Here is a 13,943-nt window from a genome sequence, read left to right as displayed (position 1 = left end):
TTGCCTTCCTTCCCTGGGCGGTCACACCGAAATAGATTGGATAGCCTAAGCTGGCTTCGCTGCCGCTCGAAAGCGGCGCTGACCGACAAGCTCGTCCAGGAGGACCGCGTTGAGAGTCGCCACACTCGGATATCAAACCTGGGGTCACCGTACCCTGCAGGCACTGCTCCAGTCCGACCATGAGGTCGTCCTCGCGATCACCCACCCCAAGAGCGATCACGTCTACGAGCAGATGTGGGCGGACTCCGTCGCCGACCTGGCCACCGAGCACGGCGTGCCCGTGCACATCGCCACCAAGCCGGACGAGAACTTCAAGGCCGCCCTGAAGCAGGCCGACCCGGACATCGTCGTCGCCAACAACTGGCGCACGTGGCTGCCGCGGGACGTCTTCGACTCTCCCCGCTACGGCACCCTCAATATTCACGATTCGCTCCTGCCCAAGTACACAGGATTCTCCCCGCTCATCTGGGCGCTCATCAACGGTGAGGAAGAAGTAGGCCTCACGGCGCACCTGATGGACGAGGAACTCGACGCAGGCGACATCGTTTTGCAGAGGTCGACGCGGGTCGGGCCGACGGACACCGTCACCGATCTGTTCCACCGCACCGTCGACATGATCGGTCCGATCACGCTCGACGCGCTCGCACTGATCGAGTCCGGTCGCACGGACTGGACGCCGCAGGACCGCTCGCAGGCCACGTTCTTCCACAAGCGTGCCCCCGAAGACAGTCTCATCGACTGGACGTGGCCCGCCGACGCCATCGAACGCCTCGTCCGCGCGCAGTCCGACCCGTACCCGAACGCCTTCACCCATTTCAAGGGTCAGCGTGTCCGGGTTCTGAAGGCAGCCGTATCCGAAGGAAATTACGGCGGTACGCCCGGGCGTGTCTTCATCCACGAAGGCGACGGAATGGTCATCGTCGCCGGACCCGGCGCCCGCACCGGACAGAACAAGGGCCTGAAGATCCAGCGCGTCCGCCTCGACGACGGCACCGAACTCGCCGGGACCGACTTCTTCCCCCACGGCGGCGGCTACCTGAGCTGACCGTTCCGTCCGTCACTACCCGGGTGGATGTACCTTTCGACGCCTCAGCAGCGCCGAGCGGTACATCCACCCGAGGTGTTTCCGGGGTTTACCGCCCCTCCCACGCCGACCACAGCTCGGCGTAGCGTCCGCCGGCCGCGACGAGCCGGGTGTGCGGACCTTCCTCGACGATCCGTCCGTGTTCCAGGACGACCACCCGATCGGCGGCAGCCGCCTGCGTCAGCCGGTGGGCCACCACCAGCGTCGTGCGACCGCGGGTCGCGGCCTCCGCCGACGCCTCGAGTTCCCACGCACCCGCACTGCCCGCTTCGGCCGTCGCCTCGTCCAGGATCGCGACCGCCGGGTTCGCGAGGACGAGCCGGGCCAGAGCCAGCTGCTGCGCTTGCGCGGCGGTCAACTCGTGTCCGCCCTCCCCGACCACGGTCTGGACGCCGTCGTCCAGAGCGGTCACCCAGCCGTCGGCGCCGACGGCCTTCAACGCCATCGCCGCGTCCTCCTCGGACGCGTCGGGTGCTGCGAGCCGCAGGTCGTCGATCAGCGGTCCGGCGAACACGTGGACTTCCTGGCTGACGATGGCGACCCGGCGACGGAGGTCGCCCGGCTGGAGGTCCGACAGCGCGGTTCCGCCGATCCGCACCGACCCCAGCGTGGGGACGATCGACCCGGCCGCGATCGCCGCGACCGTCGTCTTGCCCGCCCCGGTCGAGCCGACGAGTGCGACGCGTTCACCGGACTTCACGTGCAGGCTGATGCCGTGCACCACTTCGTGGCTGCCGTCGTAGCTGTGGCGGACGCCGTCGAGTTCGAGCGTCGCGTCCGCGTTCTCCCCGACGTTCTCCTCGGCGGCGGTCCCGGCGGAGGAGTCGTCGTCGAGGTCGACGACGCCGACGAGCCGCGCCAGGCTCGCGCCGGCCGACTGGACCTCGTCGAACGTGTACATCAGCATGCCTATCGGATTGAACAACCGGTGGAAGAGCAGCGCCGCGGTCGTGGTCTGGCCGACGGTGACGATGTCCGCGTTCACCAGGGCGAACCCGGCGGCGAGGATGGTGGCCAGCCCCACGAACTCGGCCCGGTTGCCGCGTCCCGCAAACCGGGTGAACAGCGCGAAGACGCCGACGGACAGGTCGCGGGCCTTCTCCGACGCACCGTTGATCTGACCCAGGTGGCTGTCTTCCAGACCGTAGGCGCGCACCGTCCTGGCGCCCTGCATGCTGCTGATCAGGGCCTGCGAACGCTCTCCCATCGCGACGCGTTCGGCGGCGTACACGGGCGCGGACCGGGGCAGGTACCAGCGCATCGCCAGCGCGTACATCGGTAGCGCCACCATCCCCGCGAGTCCGAGCCGCCAGTCGATGCCGAGCATCGTGACCATGCTCAGCACCACCAGCAGGACTGCGGTGACGAGGTTGGGGACCACGTCGGTGACGGCCTTGCCGATCACCGCGACGTCGTCGCCGACGCGCGACAGCAGGTCGCCCTTGCCGACGCGTTCGACCGTCTGGATCGGCAGCCGCAGTGCCCGGTCGACGGTGCGCTCGCGCAGGTCCGCCAGGATTCCCTCGCCGAGACTGCGGATCAGGTACGACGCGAACCCGGCGCACAGTCCGCCGACCACCGCGGCGGACGCGATCACCGCGACCACCCAGCCGATGGTGGACGGCGGCGCACCGTCCTGGACGCGGTCGACGAGGACGCCGAAGACGTAGACGGGAACCAGCGCCATGCCGGCCGCGACGGCCGCCACAAGCAGCGTGAAGACGCTCCGGCCGCGGCGCCGTCCCAGCTCGGTCCTCAGCCACGCCCAGGTGTCGCGCGCGTTCGCGATGGGAAGCAGTTCAGTCATCGCAGGACCGCCTGACGGTAGTTCGCGTTCTCGGTGGCCAGTTGCGAGTGGGTGCCCTCACCGGCCACCGTTCCGTCGTCGAGCACGACGACGCGGTCGGTGACGGACAGCAGCGCGGGGCTGCTCGTGATGAGGATCGTGGTCTGACGGTTCGCGACCGTCGGAGACGTCAAATCCAACGCAGCCGTGCGGTGGCGCAGGTCCGCGATTCCGCCTGCGATCGTGTGTTCGGTGACGGCGTCCACCGCCGTCGTCGGATCGTGCAGCACCATCACCGGCGCCTGCGCCACCAGTGCGCGGGCCAGGGCGACGCGCTGCCGCTGACCGCCGGACAGCGAGGACCCACGGTCGGCGACCTCGTGGTCGAGCCCCTCGGGGTGCGCTTCGACGACGTCGACCGCCGCGGACGCGGACAGCGCCGCGTGCACCTCGGACGCCGTCGCGCCGGGCCTGCCCGCGGTCACGTTCGACGCGACGGTTCCGGAGAACAGGTCGCCGTTGTGGGGTTCGACGAGCAGCGTCCGGCGGGCGTGCGCGAGATCCGCGTCCGCCAGCCGGACCCCGCCCACCGTCAGTTCGCCGTCGTAGCGGTCGGGCGGAACCTGCCCGGACAGCAGCGCGGCCAGCGCCTCGGCATCCTGCGGGCGGTACGCGACGACGCCGAGCAGTTCGCCGGGGGTGACCCGGAGGTCCAGTCCGCTCAGGGACCGGTAGGACACGCCGGTGAGGCTGAGTTCGCTGCCGTCGAGTGTTTGGCCCGACCCGGCGGGCAGCAGGGGTTCCGCGTCCAGGACGAGTGCTAGGCGGTCCGCCGACGCGCGGGCGAGGGCGAGGAACCCGGGCAGTCCGGCGAGAACGCCGAGCGGTTCGATGAAGAACTGGGACAATCCGACGACGGTGATCAGCTCGCCGATGGTGATGCGGCCCTCGAGTGCGAACCAGCCCGCGAAACCCGCGACCCCGACGGCGAGGAGTGCGCTGACGGTCATCGACACCCCGGCGAACACGGCGGAACTCTTCGCCGTGTGCAGCGTGGCGCCGAGCGCGTCGCGGCTGGCCGCCCGGTACCGGCGCGACGCCGACACCTCGGCGCCGATCCCGCGCAGGGGCCGGAGCCCGCTCACGAGGTCGGTGGCCATCGCGGAGGCCCGCGCGACCGCCGCCTGCTGGTCGGTGGCGCGGCGGGTGATCAGCGGCGCCGCGAGTTGGAGCAGACCGAGGATGACGGGGGTGCCGATCAGGACGGCGAGGCCGAGGGGCACGTCGATCAGCAGCAGTGCGATGGCGGATCCGATCGCCGCGGTGAGGGCCGCGGCGGCGCGCGGGGTGATGTCCGCGATCCACGCCGCGCGGTCGGCGTCCGACGTCGACACGGACAGCAGCTCACCGGCGCGCAGATCGGTGCGCACTCCCCGCGGGTCGAGGATGCGGTGCGCCACCTCCATCCGCAGCTGGTGGGCCTCGTTCTGCATCGCCACGACGATGAAACGCGCCCCGTAGCGCCAGGCCGCGGTGAGCACCAGGAACAGCAGCGCGAGGGCGCACAGCCACACCGCGAGCGCGAATACGTCGCCTGTCGCGACGGCCCGGTCGACGATCACACCGATCGAGATCGGGACCAGCGTCTCGGCTACCTGATGCAGGCAGACGAGTACGGTCCCGATCCCCAGCCGACCCCTGTTCCGCACCAGGGTGCGACGCAGAATTGCGGTGCCACCAGTCTTCACGCGCGTAACTCCCAACGCCGACGCTTCCCCACCCACCACAAAGTAAGCAGACCCTAACTAGATGAACCCTAATCGATGGGCAACTAGCGTTGACATGCCCGGTTCTCATAGAGTCGCCGATACGAACTACTGCGCGTGACGCAGCAGCAAGCCCGAGAGGACGAAGATGGCCGCGAAGACGACCGCCGAAAACGACATCGCGGACGAGGATCTCGAACCCCTAGCCGACGAGACCGCCCGCCAGGCCCAGCGCGTTGTCGCTGCATACGCCGAAGATGCCGACGAGTGCAGGATGCTGCTCTCCATGCTCGGAATCGGACCCACCACCAAGCTCGACTGATAATTTCATCCACTTCGACTGCGAAGGAAGCCCGTGGCTGCCAGTTCGGAATCGTCAGCATCGTCATCACGCTCGACTTCTGATCCGGTTTCCGGGCAAGCCGACTTCGTCGTCGTCGCGAACCGGCTCCCCGTCGACCTCGAACGACTTCCGGACGGCACCACCCGCTGGAAGCGCAGCCCCGGTGGCCTCGTCACCGCGCTCGAGCCGATCCTGCGCCGCAACAAGGGCGCATGGGTCGGCTGGGCGGGGGTCCCGGACGCCGAGCTCGATCCCGTCGTCGAGGACGACCTCGAGCTCTACCCCGTTCCGCTGAGCGCCGCGGAGATCGCCGACTACTACGAGGGCTTCTCCAACGCCACCCTGTGGCCGCTGTACCACGACGTCATCGTCAAGCCCGAGTACAACCGCGCCTGGTGGAACGCCTACGTCGAGGTCAACCGGCGTTTCGCGGAGGCCACGTCGAAGGCTGCCGCGCAGGGCGCCACCGTGTGGATCCAGGACTACCAGCTGCAGCTCGTCCCGAAGATGCTGCGTATGCTCCGCCCCGACCTCACCATCGGATTCTTCCTGCACATTCCGTTCCCGCCGGTGGAACTGTTCATGCAGATGCCGTGGCGCACCGAGATCATCGAGGGCCTGCTCGGCGCCGACCTGATCGGGTTCCACCTCCCGGGCGGCGCCCAGAACTTCCTCTACCTGGCCCGCAAACTCGCCGGCCAGCAGACGTCCCGCGGCAACGTGGGCGTCCGTTCCAAGCTGGGCGTCGTGCAGGTGGGTTTCCGCACGGTCCGCGTCGGCGCGTTCCCGATCTCCATCGACTCGGGGCAGTTGGACGAGCAGTCCCGGTCCAAGTCCATCCGGGACCGCGCCAGGAAGATCCGTAAGGAACTGGGCAATCCCAAACACATCATGCTCGGCGTCGACCGCCTCGATTACACGAAGGGCATCGACGTCCGCCTCGCTGCGTTGCACGAACTGCTCGACGAGAACCGCGTCGACCCCGCCGACACCGTGCTCGTGCAACTCGCGACCCCCAGCCGTGAACGCGTGGAGAGCTACGTCCACATGCGCGGCGAGATCGAGCAGTCGGTGTCGCGGATCAACGGCGAGTACGGCGAGGTCGGCAGGCCCGTCGTGCACTACATCCACCGGCCCATCCCTCGCGACGAACTGATCGCATTCTTCGTCGCCGCCGACGTGATGCTGGTGACCCCACTGCGGGACGGCATGAACCTGGTTGCCAAGGAGTACGTGGCGTGCCGGAGCGATCTCGGCGGCGCGCTGCTGCTCAGCGAGTTCACCGGCGCGGCCGCCGAACTGCGCCAGGCGTTCCTGTGCAATCCACACGATCTCGACAGCGTCAAGGACGCGATGGCGCAGGCCCTGAACCAGCAGAAGGAGGACGGCCGACGCCACATGCGGGCCCTGCGCAGGCAGGTCCTCGCACACGACGTCGACCGGTGGGCGCGATCCTTCCTCGACGCCCTCGCGCACGGCGGTGCCGCGGGCCCCGCACTGATCGCTCCCGCCGAGGCTTCCGAGTCCGACTACACCGAGGACGCCACCGGAGACAACTGACCTCCCCGGCTCAGCTGACCGGACGTCACCAGGAAGGCGACGAAGTCGCGGATCGTCTCGTCGGCGGGGCGTGGGGCGTACCCAAGTTCGGACCGCGCCTTGCCGCCGTCGACGACCGGCGCCGCGAGCAGCGCCGACATCGCCGACCGCGACAGCACGTCCGATCCGAACCGGGTCCCGATCGGTTCGGCGATCGGCAGCACGCGCTCGATGACGCTGAGCGGGAACGAGTACAGCGGCCCCCGACGGCCCGCCGCACGCGCTGCCCTCCTCACGACATCATGCATGCCGAGCATGTGCCCCGAGATCAGGTAGTTCTCACCGGTCCGGCCCTTCTCGCCCGCGGCGATCAGTCCGGCGGCGACGTCGCGGACGTCGACGAAGTCGAACCCGCCCTGCACCGCCGCGGGCACCCGGCCGCGAGCGGCGTTGCGCAGCAAACTGTTCACCCGCGACAGTCCGTAGTCGGCGGGCCCGTACACGCCGGTGGGGTTGCAGATCACCGCGTCGAGGCCGGCGTCGACCACTTCGCGGAGTTCGATCTCACCCGCCCATTTCGACCTGTCGTACACCGGGATCGACGCGTCGACGGACCGCGGCGAGTGCTCGTCGAGCGTTCCGCCACAACTGCCCTGGTCGAAGGAGTGCACGGAACTGCAGTGCACCATCCGCCGAACTCCCACCGCGAGAGCAGCTTCGGCGACGGTACGAACGCCCTTCGTGTTGACGGTCCACGCCAGGTCGTCCTTCTGGGCGAGGGTGATCATCGCGACCAGGTGGTAGACCACCTCGGCGCCGTCCAGTGCCCGCTTCATGGATTCGACGTCGAGTACGTCGGCGTTCACCCACGTAACCCCGAATTCGGGTGCGTACCGGGAACGCACGCGGTCGATGGCGGTCACCTCGTGCCCTGCCTCGACCAACAGATTCAGCAGATTGTTGCCCACGAATCCCGCGGCGCCGGTTACTGCAACCTTCATCGACGACTCCCTGTTCGGTTGTGGCCGTGCGACACAGCGTCGTGCGTCGGCACTCGGCCGGGAGACCCCGACACTACTAGAACTTGTTCTATTTTGGGAAGGGGATGGCTTCGCCCCGTGAGTACTTATCAACGTCGGGCGGTTAATAAGTACTCACGGGCGGCGCAGCCGCAGCTACACCGGCGTCAGCTGATCGACGAGCCAGCGGTCGTCGACCTTCTGCAACGACACCCGCACCCGGCTGCCCGACGTTCGGGCGTCCGGGGCGTCGGCGCTCGTCGTCGTCTGGTTCAGATACAGCAGAACCACCGCCTCGTCGGGTGTGGTCGAGACCGGCGCCGCGGCCTGCACCGACACCTGCACGGTGAGTTGCTTCTCCTTGGCGCCGGGTGCGATGGTCCCCTGCACGAGCGTGGTGTAGTCGTCACGGAACGAACCGGTGAGTCCGTCTGCGGCAGCAGCCAACTGGTTGTCGACGTCGGCGAAGTCGTACGCCAGCATCGCGACGGCCTGCTTGCCCGCGGCATCGACGGCGTCGATGCGCGCATGCTCGGACAGTTGATCCTGCCGGTGGCCGTACCAGAGGAAGCCCACCCCGACGGCGAGCGCGACCACCACGACCGCGGCCGCGACCTTCAGCGCTAAGCCCTTGGTGAGTGCGAACTTTCGCTTGCCTTCGTTGTTGTCGCTCATGGCACGAACTCCACCTTCGATGCGGTCAACTTGCCGTCGACGTCGCTGATCGTCACCCGCATCCGGAAGTCGCGCGGGGAGGGTTCCGGCTGTTCTTTGCTGCTCACCATCGTCCGCGCGGCCACCAGGACGTTCGCCGAGATCGACGTCTCGGTCCCGTTCTCGACGCCGGCCTCGATGACCTCGCCCTCGGTGGTCACGTTCGCGTCCTGCACGACACCGACGAACGGATCCTCCCGGCCCTGGAACTCTTCGAGGAACTGGCCGGACGCGCCGGCGATGATCCGGTCGACGTCTTGCTTCGCGGTCTCGGGATGGATGGTCGTCAGGTTGAGCACCGTCTGCCGGGCCGTATCGACGAAGGCCTGACGGCGGTCGTCCCGTTCGCGCGCGGACCGCTGGTCGAGCAGCAGGACCACCGCCGCGACGACCAGCGCGACGATCACCACCGCCGTAACACCCCACGCGAGCAACGACTTCAGTGGCCTACCCTGCTTCGGTGTCTCGATCGGCGGTGCCTCGATCGGGGGCGCCTCGGACGCCTCGGACGCGGCCTTCGTCGTCGAGACCTTCTCCGCCTCGGGCGCGGCCTGCGCAGCCGCCGGCTTGGCGAGGACCACCGGCTTCGGGGCCTCGGTCTCCCCCACCGGCGGGCCGGCGTGCCGGACGGCCCGGCGCCTGGTCCGATCTGCCGCTGCGGATGTCTGCTGCGCCTGCTCCGCGGAGTCGGTCATGCGTTCATCTGTTCCGGAACTCAAATCTGCTGACCTGTCATCATCGTCTGCCACGTCGAGTCCTTTCCCTGCACCGCCAGATCCGGTTGGGTGTACGTCTTTCCATCCGAACCAATGAAGCTACCGGTGGCCGGGTCGTAGGGCACGGCCGCGACCGGTGCACCCACGGAGCCTTCGTCGGAACTCGGAACGGCTGTGTACGAGGGTACATCCGGCGGCATGATCGGCCCGTACGGCGGGTTGTTGCCCGACGCCTCCCAGCCCTCGCGGCACGCCTCGACCGTCGGTGCGCGACGTCCGGGGAACTCCATGCACGGCAAGTTCCGCGCGCCGCGCACGACGGACGGGTCGTCCGGAGCGGCCTTGCAGTACAGGTCGTTCGGTGTCGCGATGGGGTCGGTCTGATCTCCCGACCGGCGTTGGTCAGGGGGCAGGAATCCCGTCGTGCACGCCGGGGGGTCGTGCAGTTGCAGGGCGAAGTCGACGATCGCGCCGTCCTCCACGGGCCCGCCCGTCGCCGCCGTCACGAGCGCCGCGGTCAGCGGCGGGTAGATGACCAGAACCTGCTCGATGCTCTTGTTGTAGATCACCCCGACCTGGCCGACGCTCACCAGATTCCGCAGCAGGATCGGCAGCGTCGGCTGCAGGTCCTGGAACAGCTGGGTGGCCTCCTGCGCCGCGCCGGGGCCCTTCTCCAGCACCGACCGCAGGCTCGGGTCGCTCGCCCGCAACTGGTCGGTGAACGTCACGAGGTCCTGGGTCCAGGAGCGGATGGCGTCGCTGCTGACCGTCTGGGTGTCGAGCAGCGGGCCGACCTGGTCGATCAGAGCCTTCGTCGCGTCGCTGTTCGCGTCGGCCTCCTCGACGAACAAGCGGGCCGAGTCGATGAGCCGCTGCAAGTCGGGACCGGATCCGTTGAACGCCGTGAACGCCTCGTCGATCACCGTCTGCAGCCTGGTGTCCGAGATGCTGGCGAGCAGTTCGTCGGCCTGGTCGAGCATCTCGCCGACGTCCTGCGGGATGGTGGCCCGATCCTCCGGGATCACGTCGCCGTCCGCGAGGTACGGGCCGTCGGCGGCCCCTTCCCGCGGGATCAGATCGACGTACTGCTCGCCGACCGCCGACACGCTCTTGACCGCCGCGTCGACGTCGGCCGGGATCTTGTAGTCGCTGTCGAGCGACATCTTCGCCTCCACACCCTCACCGGTGAGCGTCACGTTCTCGACGACACCGATGTTGGTGCCGCGGTACGCGACATTGGCGTGGGAGTAGAGCCCGCCGGTGGACGGCAGTCGGAGACTCACCTCGTAGCGTCCGACACCGAACAGCACCGGCACCTTGATGTACTGGATCGACATCACTACGAGCCCGATGACGGTGAGGATCGAGAAGATGATCAGCTGAATGCGAACGAATCTCGTCATTCTCATGGTGTCGGCGCCCCTCCCAGTTGCGGCGGAAGGCCCGGTATCTGCGGCAGTCCGGGTATCTGCGGGAGCCCGGGAATCACCGGCGGTGCGGGTGCCGGTTTCGGTGCCGGCTGCAGGGGCGCCTGCAGCGGATCGCCCGACTGTCCTGCCACCCCGGCGAGCGATCCCACGGCGCCCTCGACGCCGCCGAGCGATCCGCCGAGACCGGTTCCGGTGAGGAAGTTGCTGTCGACGCGTTCGTTGGTCATGTCGATCGTCATCATGAGGTTCGCGTAGTCGCCCTGAATCGCCTTGTCCATCGTCTTCATCGGGAAGGGGTACGTGAGCATCAGGGTCAGCACCTCGGTCAGCGCGCTCCCCGAGTTGGCGAGTTCACGCAGCACCGGGGTGAGGTTGCGCAGGTTCGCCTTCAGGTCCTCGCCGCTGCTCTCGACGAGACGGGTGGCGGTGTCGCTGAGCTTGCCCACCTCGACCAGTGCGGTGGTGAGATTCTGCCGTTGGGTGACGAGCACGTCCAGCGCCGGCGGGATGCCGTCCAGCGCCGCGTCCAGGGTGGCCTTCTGCTCGTTGACGGTGCCCGACAACCGGTCGAGCCCCTCCATCGCACCGATGATGTCGCCACGCTGTCGGTCGAGGCTCGTGACGAGCTGGTCGAGTTGCGGAAGGAGGTCGCGGATCGAGTCCTCCCGTCCGCCCAGAGCGGCGTTGAGTTCCTGGGTGATGTCGCGGATCTGGGCGATGCCGCCGCCGTTGAGCACCACCGACAGCGAAGACAGCGTCTGCTCGGTGGTCGGGTAGGCGCCCGCCCGCTCGATCGGGATCACGTCGCCGTTCTCGAGTGTGCCTTCGGGCTCGACGTCGGTCGGCGGAGCCAGCTCGAGGTGCTGCGAGCCGAGGAGGCTGGTCTGGCCGATCTTGGCGGTCGCGTTGGCGGGCAACTGGACGTCGCCGTTGATCGACACGGTGACCAGTGCGTGCCAGTCCTGCACCTCGATGCCCGTCACCGAACCCACCGTCACGTCGTTCACCCGGACGGGCGAGTTCTGCGACAGCGTCGTCACATTGGGCATCTGGATCTCGACGGTGTAGGCGTCGTCGCCCTGCCCCTCGGTGCCCGGCAGGGGAAGCGAATTCAGCCCTTCCCACTCGCATCCGGTCAGGGTCAGCGTCAGTGCGATCGCCACGGCGGCGATGCCGCCGCGACGCACCCGTGCGTGCTTCGTCATCGCCCACCTCCCGGCTGCAGCAGATCGTTCAGGTCCCGGGGCACGTCCACCGTCGGCATCCCGGCGAGGGTGCCGGTCACCGGGGGCGCGGACCGCGGCGGCACGGAGGCCTCGAGACTCGGTGGGCTGTACTCGATCTGATCCGGGAACGCATTCACACCCGTGGTCGGGTTGATGAGGGCGGGCAGGTAGTTCATCGTCAGCGAGTTCAGCACCGGCGACAGGTACTGGGTGCACAGGTCGGCACTGCGATTCGCCTCGTTGGCCTGCAGGCTCTGGATGGCACCGCACATGAAGTTCACGGGGTTCGCGAGGTTCGCGAACGCGACCGCGCCGACCAGTGACCCCTGCGCCGGCTTGTAGATGTTGCTGAAGTTCGCCAGGGCCGTGGGCGCCACGTGGAGGACCTGCTCGATCTGCGGCCTCTTGTCGGCGAGCACCTGGGTGGCGTCCGCCAGTCGGCCGACCTGTTCACTGAGGGCGGCGCGGTTCTCCGCCACGAACCGGTTGACGTCGCCGAGCGCCAGGTCGAGGTCGTTCAGCGCGGTTCCGAGTTCGTCGGAGTTGGTGGCGAGCATGTTCGACACCGACGCGAGTCTGCCCTCGAACTGGACGATCTGCTCGTTGCTCGACGACAGTGCCGCCACGAACGTCTGCAGGTTGCGGATGGTCGAGAACAGGTCGGTGCGGCCGTCGGACAGGGTCCGCATAGTCTCCGACAGTTCCCGCAGTGTGTCGCGCAGCGACTGGCCGTTGCCGTCGAGGTTGGCGGCCGCGGTGTCGATGAACGTGCCGAGCGAGCCCTGCGGGTCGGCGCCCTGCGGTCCGAGCGCCTCCGACAGCTTGTTCAGCTCGGTCTTGATCTCGTCCCACTCCACCGGGACGGCGGTGCGCTCCACCGGGATGCTCGCGCCGTCGCCCATCGTCGGCCCACCCGCGTACACGGGTGTCAGCTGGACGAACCGACCCGAGACCAGGCTGGGTGCGACGATGACGGCCTTCGCGTCGGCCGGGATCTCGACGCTCTTGTTCACGTTCATCGTCACCCGGGCGAAGTCGGCGCCGGGCTCGATCGAATCGATCGTCCCCACCTTCACGCCGAGCACGCGGACGTCGTCGCCCGTGTACAGCCCGGTGGTCGCCGGGAAGTACGCGGTGATCGTGTTCTGGAACAGCTTGGGCACGAACATCACTGCGGCGCCGACGATCAGCACCACCACGACCGCGGCGACGCCGACGCGGATCAGCCACTTCTTCCGCGTGTTGGTGATTTCCGGGTTCGTCGTCATCGCGGCGGTTCCCTCAGTTCGATGGACGGACCCGTCTGCAGGTAGGCCTGGAGGTCGTTGGGCAGATGCTCCGGCCACGTCACGGCGTCGCTGAGTCCCTGGAACAGATTGCCGATGCCGATGTTGTAGACGTACGCCATGAAGAACGGGCCGCTACCGACGGACTCGCCGAGCTGCGTGGCGTACGGCGCGAGCCCGTCGAGCGCCTGCGAGATGTTGTCCTTGTTGCGCTGCAGGACGTCGACCACCGAATTCAGCTTGTCGAGCGTCGGTTTCATCTGCTCCTCGTTGTCCTGGACCAGTCCGGTGAGCTGCCGGGACACCTCGGAGATGTTCACGATCAGCTGGCTGATCGCCGCGCGGCGACGGTCGAGCTCACCGAACAGCTGGTTTCCGTCGACGATCAGCGAGTTGATCTGCCCGCTGCGCTCGGCGAGGATTCCGGTCACGTTCTCGGCCCGCGAGAGCAGCTGCCGCAGGCTCTCGTCCCGCGAGTTGATGCTCTCCGACAACCGGGTCAGGCCGTCCAGCGCGGTGCGCAGTTCGGGCGGTGTGTTCGCGAGCGCACCGGACATCGCGTTCAACGCGTTGTTGACCTGGTCGGTGTCGAGCTCGGAGACGGTGGTCGACACATCGCCGAGTGCGTCGTTGAGCGAGTACGGAGAGTTGGTGCGCTCCAACGGAATCGTCGATCCCACCCGCATCGTGTCGTGCCCGAGCGGGGTGACGGCGAGGGACTTGCGCCCGAGAACGGTGTTGGTCTTGATGTTCGCCTCGGTGGCGTCGCCGAGGGCGATGCCGTCCTGGATGGTGAACGTGACGAGCACGTTCTGACCGTCGAGTTCCACCTCGGCGACCTTCCCGACGTCGACACCGGCGAGGGTCACCGTGTCGCCGGTCATCAGTCCACCCGCGTCCTCGAAGTAGGCGGAGTACTGCGTGCCACCCGACAGGAATTGCAGCTGATCGTATTGCAGGGTCGCGATCACGATCATGCTCGCGACGGCGACACCGATGAGTCCCACCTGTACGGGATTGCGTTCACTCTTCAT

12 protein-coding genes are annotated in these 13,943 nt (G+C 68.0%); 3 read left to right on the top strand and 9 right to left on the bottom strand.

Annotated elements, in window-relative coordinates; genetic code table 11:
• Positions 1–109 precede the first annotated feature (109 nt).
• Positions 110–1,045 (top strand): methionyl-tRNA formyltransferase, encoded by a 936-nt coding sequence (locus I1A62_RS33600; RefSeq protein ID WP_124393284.1) that lies wholly within the window; start codon positions 110–112, stop codon positions 1,043–1,045.
• A gap of 88 nt (positions 1,046–1,133) precedes the next feature.
• On the opposite strand, the gene I1A62_RS33595 is transcribed toward I1A62_RS33600, so the two are convergent.
• Both I1A62_RS33595 and I1A62_RS33590 read right to left on the bottom strand, forming a co-directional pair.
• A complete protein-coding gene (locus I1A62_RS33595; RefSeq protein ID WP_219456627.1) occupies positions 1,134–2,891 on the bottom strand; it encodes an ABC transporter ATP-binding protein in 1,758 nt (585 codons plus the stop codon).
• On the bottom strand, positions 2,888–4,618 hold the full coding sequence (locus tag I1A62_RS33590) for an ABC transporter ATP-binding protein (RefSeq protein WP_219456624.1): 1,731 nt from the start codon (positions 4,616–4,618) through the stop codon (positions 2,888–2,890). The genes I1A62_RS33595 and I1A62_RS33590 overlap by 4 nt, the downstream gene beginning before the upstream one ends.
• 166 nt (positions 4,619–4,784) lie before the next feature.
• Here I1A62_RS33590 and I1A62_RS33585 point away from each other — a divergent pair, with 166 nt between their 5' ends.
• On the top strand, positions 4,785–4,958 hold the full coding sequence (locus I1A62_RS33585; RefSeq protein WP_005244525.1) for a hypothetical protein: 174 nt from the start codon (positions 4,785–4,787) through the stop codon (positions 4,956–4,958).
• A gap of 33 nt (positions 4,959–4,991) precedes the next feature.
• Positions 4,992–6,539 carry a trehalose-6-phosphate synthase gene (locus I1A62_RS33580; RefSeq protein WP_124393281.1) on the top strand — a complete coding sequence of 516 codons (1,548 nt, stop codon included), beginning with the start codon at positions 4,992–4,994 and terminating at the stop codon, positions 6,537–6,539.
• Here the strand turns inward: I1A62_RS33580 and I1A62_RS33575 are convergent.
• The 7 genes from I1A62_RS33575 to I1A62_RS33545 all read right to left on the bottom strand — a co-directional run bounded on the left by I1A62_RS33575 (position 6,509) and on the right by I1A62_RS33545 (position 13,943).
• Positions 6,509–7,519: an NAD-dependent epimerase/dehydratase family protein gene (locus I1A62_RS33575; RefSeq protein ID WP_124393280.1), complete on the bottom strand. Its 1,011-nt coding sequence runs from the start codon at positions 7,517–7,519 to the stop codon at positions 6,509–6,511. The two genes, I1A62_RS33580 and I1A62_RS33575, sit on opposite strands and share 31 nt — an antisense overlap.
• A 174-nt stretch (positions 7,520–7,693) precedes the next feature.
• Positions 7,694–8,212: a h domain protein gene (locus I1A62_RS33570; protein ID WP_219456622.1), complete on the bottom strand. Its 519-nt coding sequence runs from the start codon at positions 8,210–8,212 to the stop codon at positions 7,694–7,696.
• Positions 8,209–8,970, bottom strand: coding sequence for a hypothetical protein (locus tag I1A62_RS33565; protein ID WP_124393278.1), 762 nt, complete (start codon positions 8,968–8,970; stop codon positions 8,209–8,211). Before I1A62_RS33565 ends, I1A62_RS33570 begins: the two co-directional genes overlap by 4 nt.
• Complete coding sequence (locus I1A62_RS33560; protein WP_219456620.1) at positions 8,967–10,376, bottom strand: MCE family protein; 1,410 nt, start codon at positions 10,374–10,376, stop codon at positions 8,967–8,969. The genes I1A62_RS33565 and I1A62_RS33560 overlap by 4 nt, the downstream gene beginning before the upstream one ends.
• The gene (locus tag I1A62_RS33555) at positions 10,373–11,602 is read right to left on the bottom strand and encodes an MCE family protein (protein WP_124393276.1); all 1,230 of its coding nucleotides are present in this window, start codon (positions 11,600–11,602) and stop codon (positions 10,373–10,375) included. The genes I1A62_RS33560 and I1A62_RS33555 overlap by 4 nt, the downstream gene beginning before the upstream one ends.
• Positions 11,599–12,891 carry an MCE family protein gene (locus I1A62_RS33550; protein WP_218268820.1) on the bottom strand — a complete coding sequence of 431 codons (1,293 nt, stop codon included), beginning with the start codon at positions 12,889–12,891 and terminating at the stop codon, positions 11,599–11,601. The genes I1A62_RS33555 and I1A62_RS33550 overlap by 4 nt, the downstream gene beginning before the upstream one ends.
• Positions 12,888–13,943: an MCE family protein gene (locus tag I1A62_RS33545; protein ID WP_219456617.1), complete on the bottom strand. Its 1,056-nt coding sequence runs from the start codon at positions 13,941–13,943 to the stop codon at positions 12,888–12,890. Before I1A62_RS33545 ends, I1A62_RS33550 begins: the two co-directional genes overlap by 4 nt.

The organism is Rhodococcus sp. USK10 (genome assembly GCF_019378875.1).
GTDB classification, from domain to species: domain Bacteria; phylum Actinomycetota; class Actinomycetes; order Mycobacteriales; family Mycobacteriaceae; genus Rhodococcus_F; species Rhodococcus_F pseudokoreensis.
Note: the sequence above shows the minus strand (reverse complement) of the source record. Positions and strands in the feature narration are given on the sequence as shown.

Excerpts from the sequence above, each read along its gene's own strand:
- I1A62_RS33595 (WP_219456627.1), bottom strand. The coding sequence starts at position 2,891 with ATGACTGAACTGCTTCCCATCGCGAACGCGCGCGACACCTGGGCGTGG.
- I1A62_RS33585 (WP_005244525.1), top strand. The coding sequence starts at position 4,785 with ATGGCCGCGAAGACGACCGCCGAAAACGACATCGCGGACGAGGATCTC.
- I1A62_RS33575 (WP_124393280.1), bottom strand. The coding sequence starts at position 7,519 with ATGAAGGTTGCAGTAACCGGCGCCGCGGGATTCGTGGGCAACAATCTG.
- I1A62_RS33570 (WP_219456622.1), bottom strand. The coding sequence starts at position 8,212 with ATGAGCGACAACAACGAAGGCAAGCGAAAGTTCGCACTCACCAAGGGC.
- I1A62_RS33560 (WP_219456620.1), bottom strand. The coding sequence starts at position 10,376 with ATGAGAATGACGAGATTCGTTCGCATTCAGCTGATCATCTTCTCGATC.
- I1A62_RS33555 (WP_124393276.1), bottom strand. The coding sequence starts at position 11,602 with ATGACGAAGCACGCACGGGTGCGTCGCGGCGGCATCGCCGCCGTGGCG.
- I1A62_RS33550 (WP_218268820.1), bottom strand. The coding sequence starts at position 12,891 with ATGACGACGAACCCGGAAATCACCAACACGCGGAAGAAGTGGCTGATC.
- I1A62_RS33545 (WP_219456617.1), bottom strand. The coding sequence starts at position 13,943 with ATGAAGAGTGAACGCAATCCCGTACAGGTGGGACTCATCGGTGTCGCC.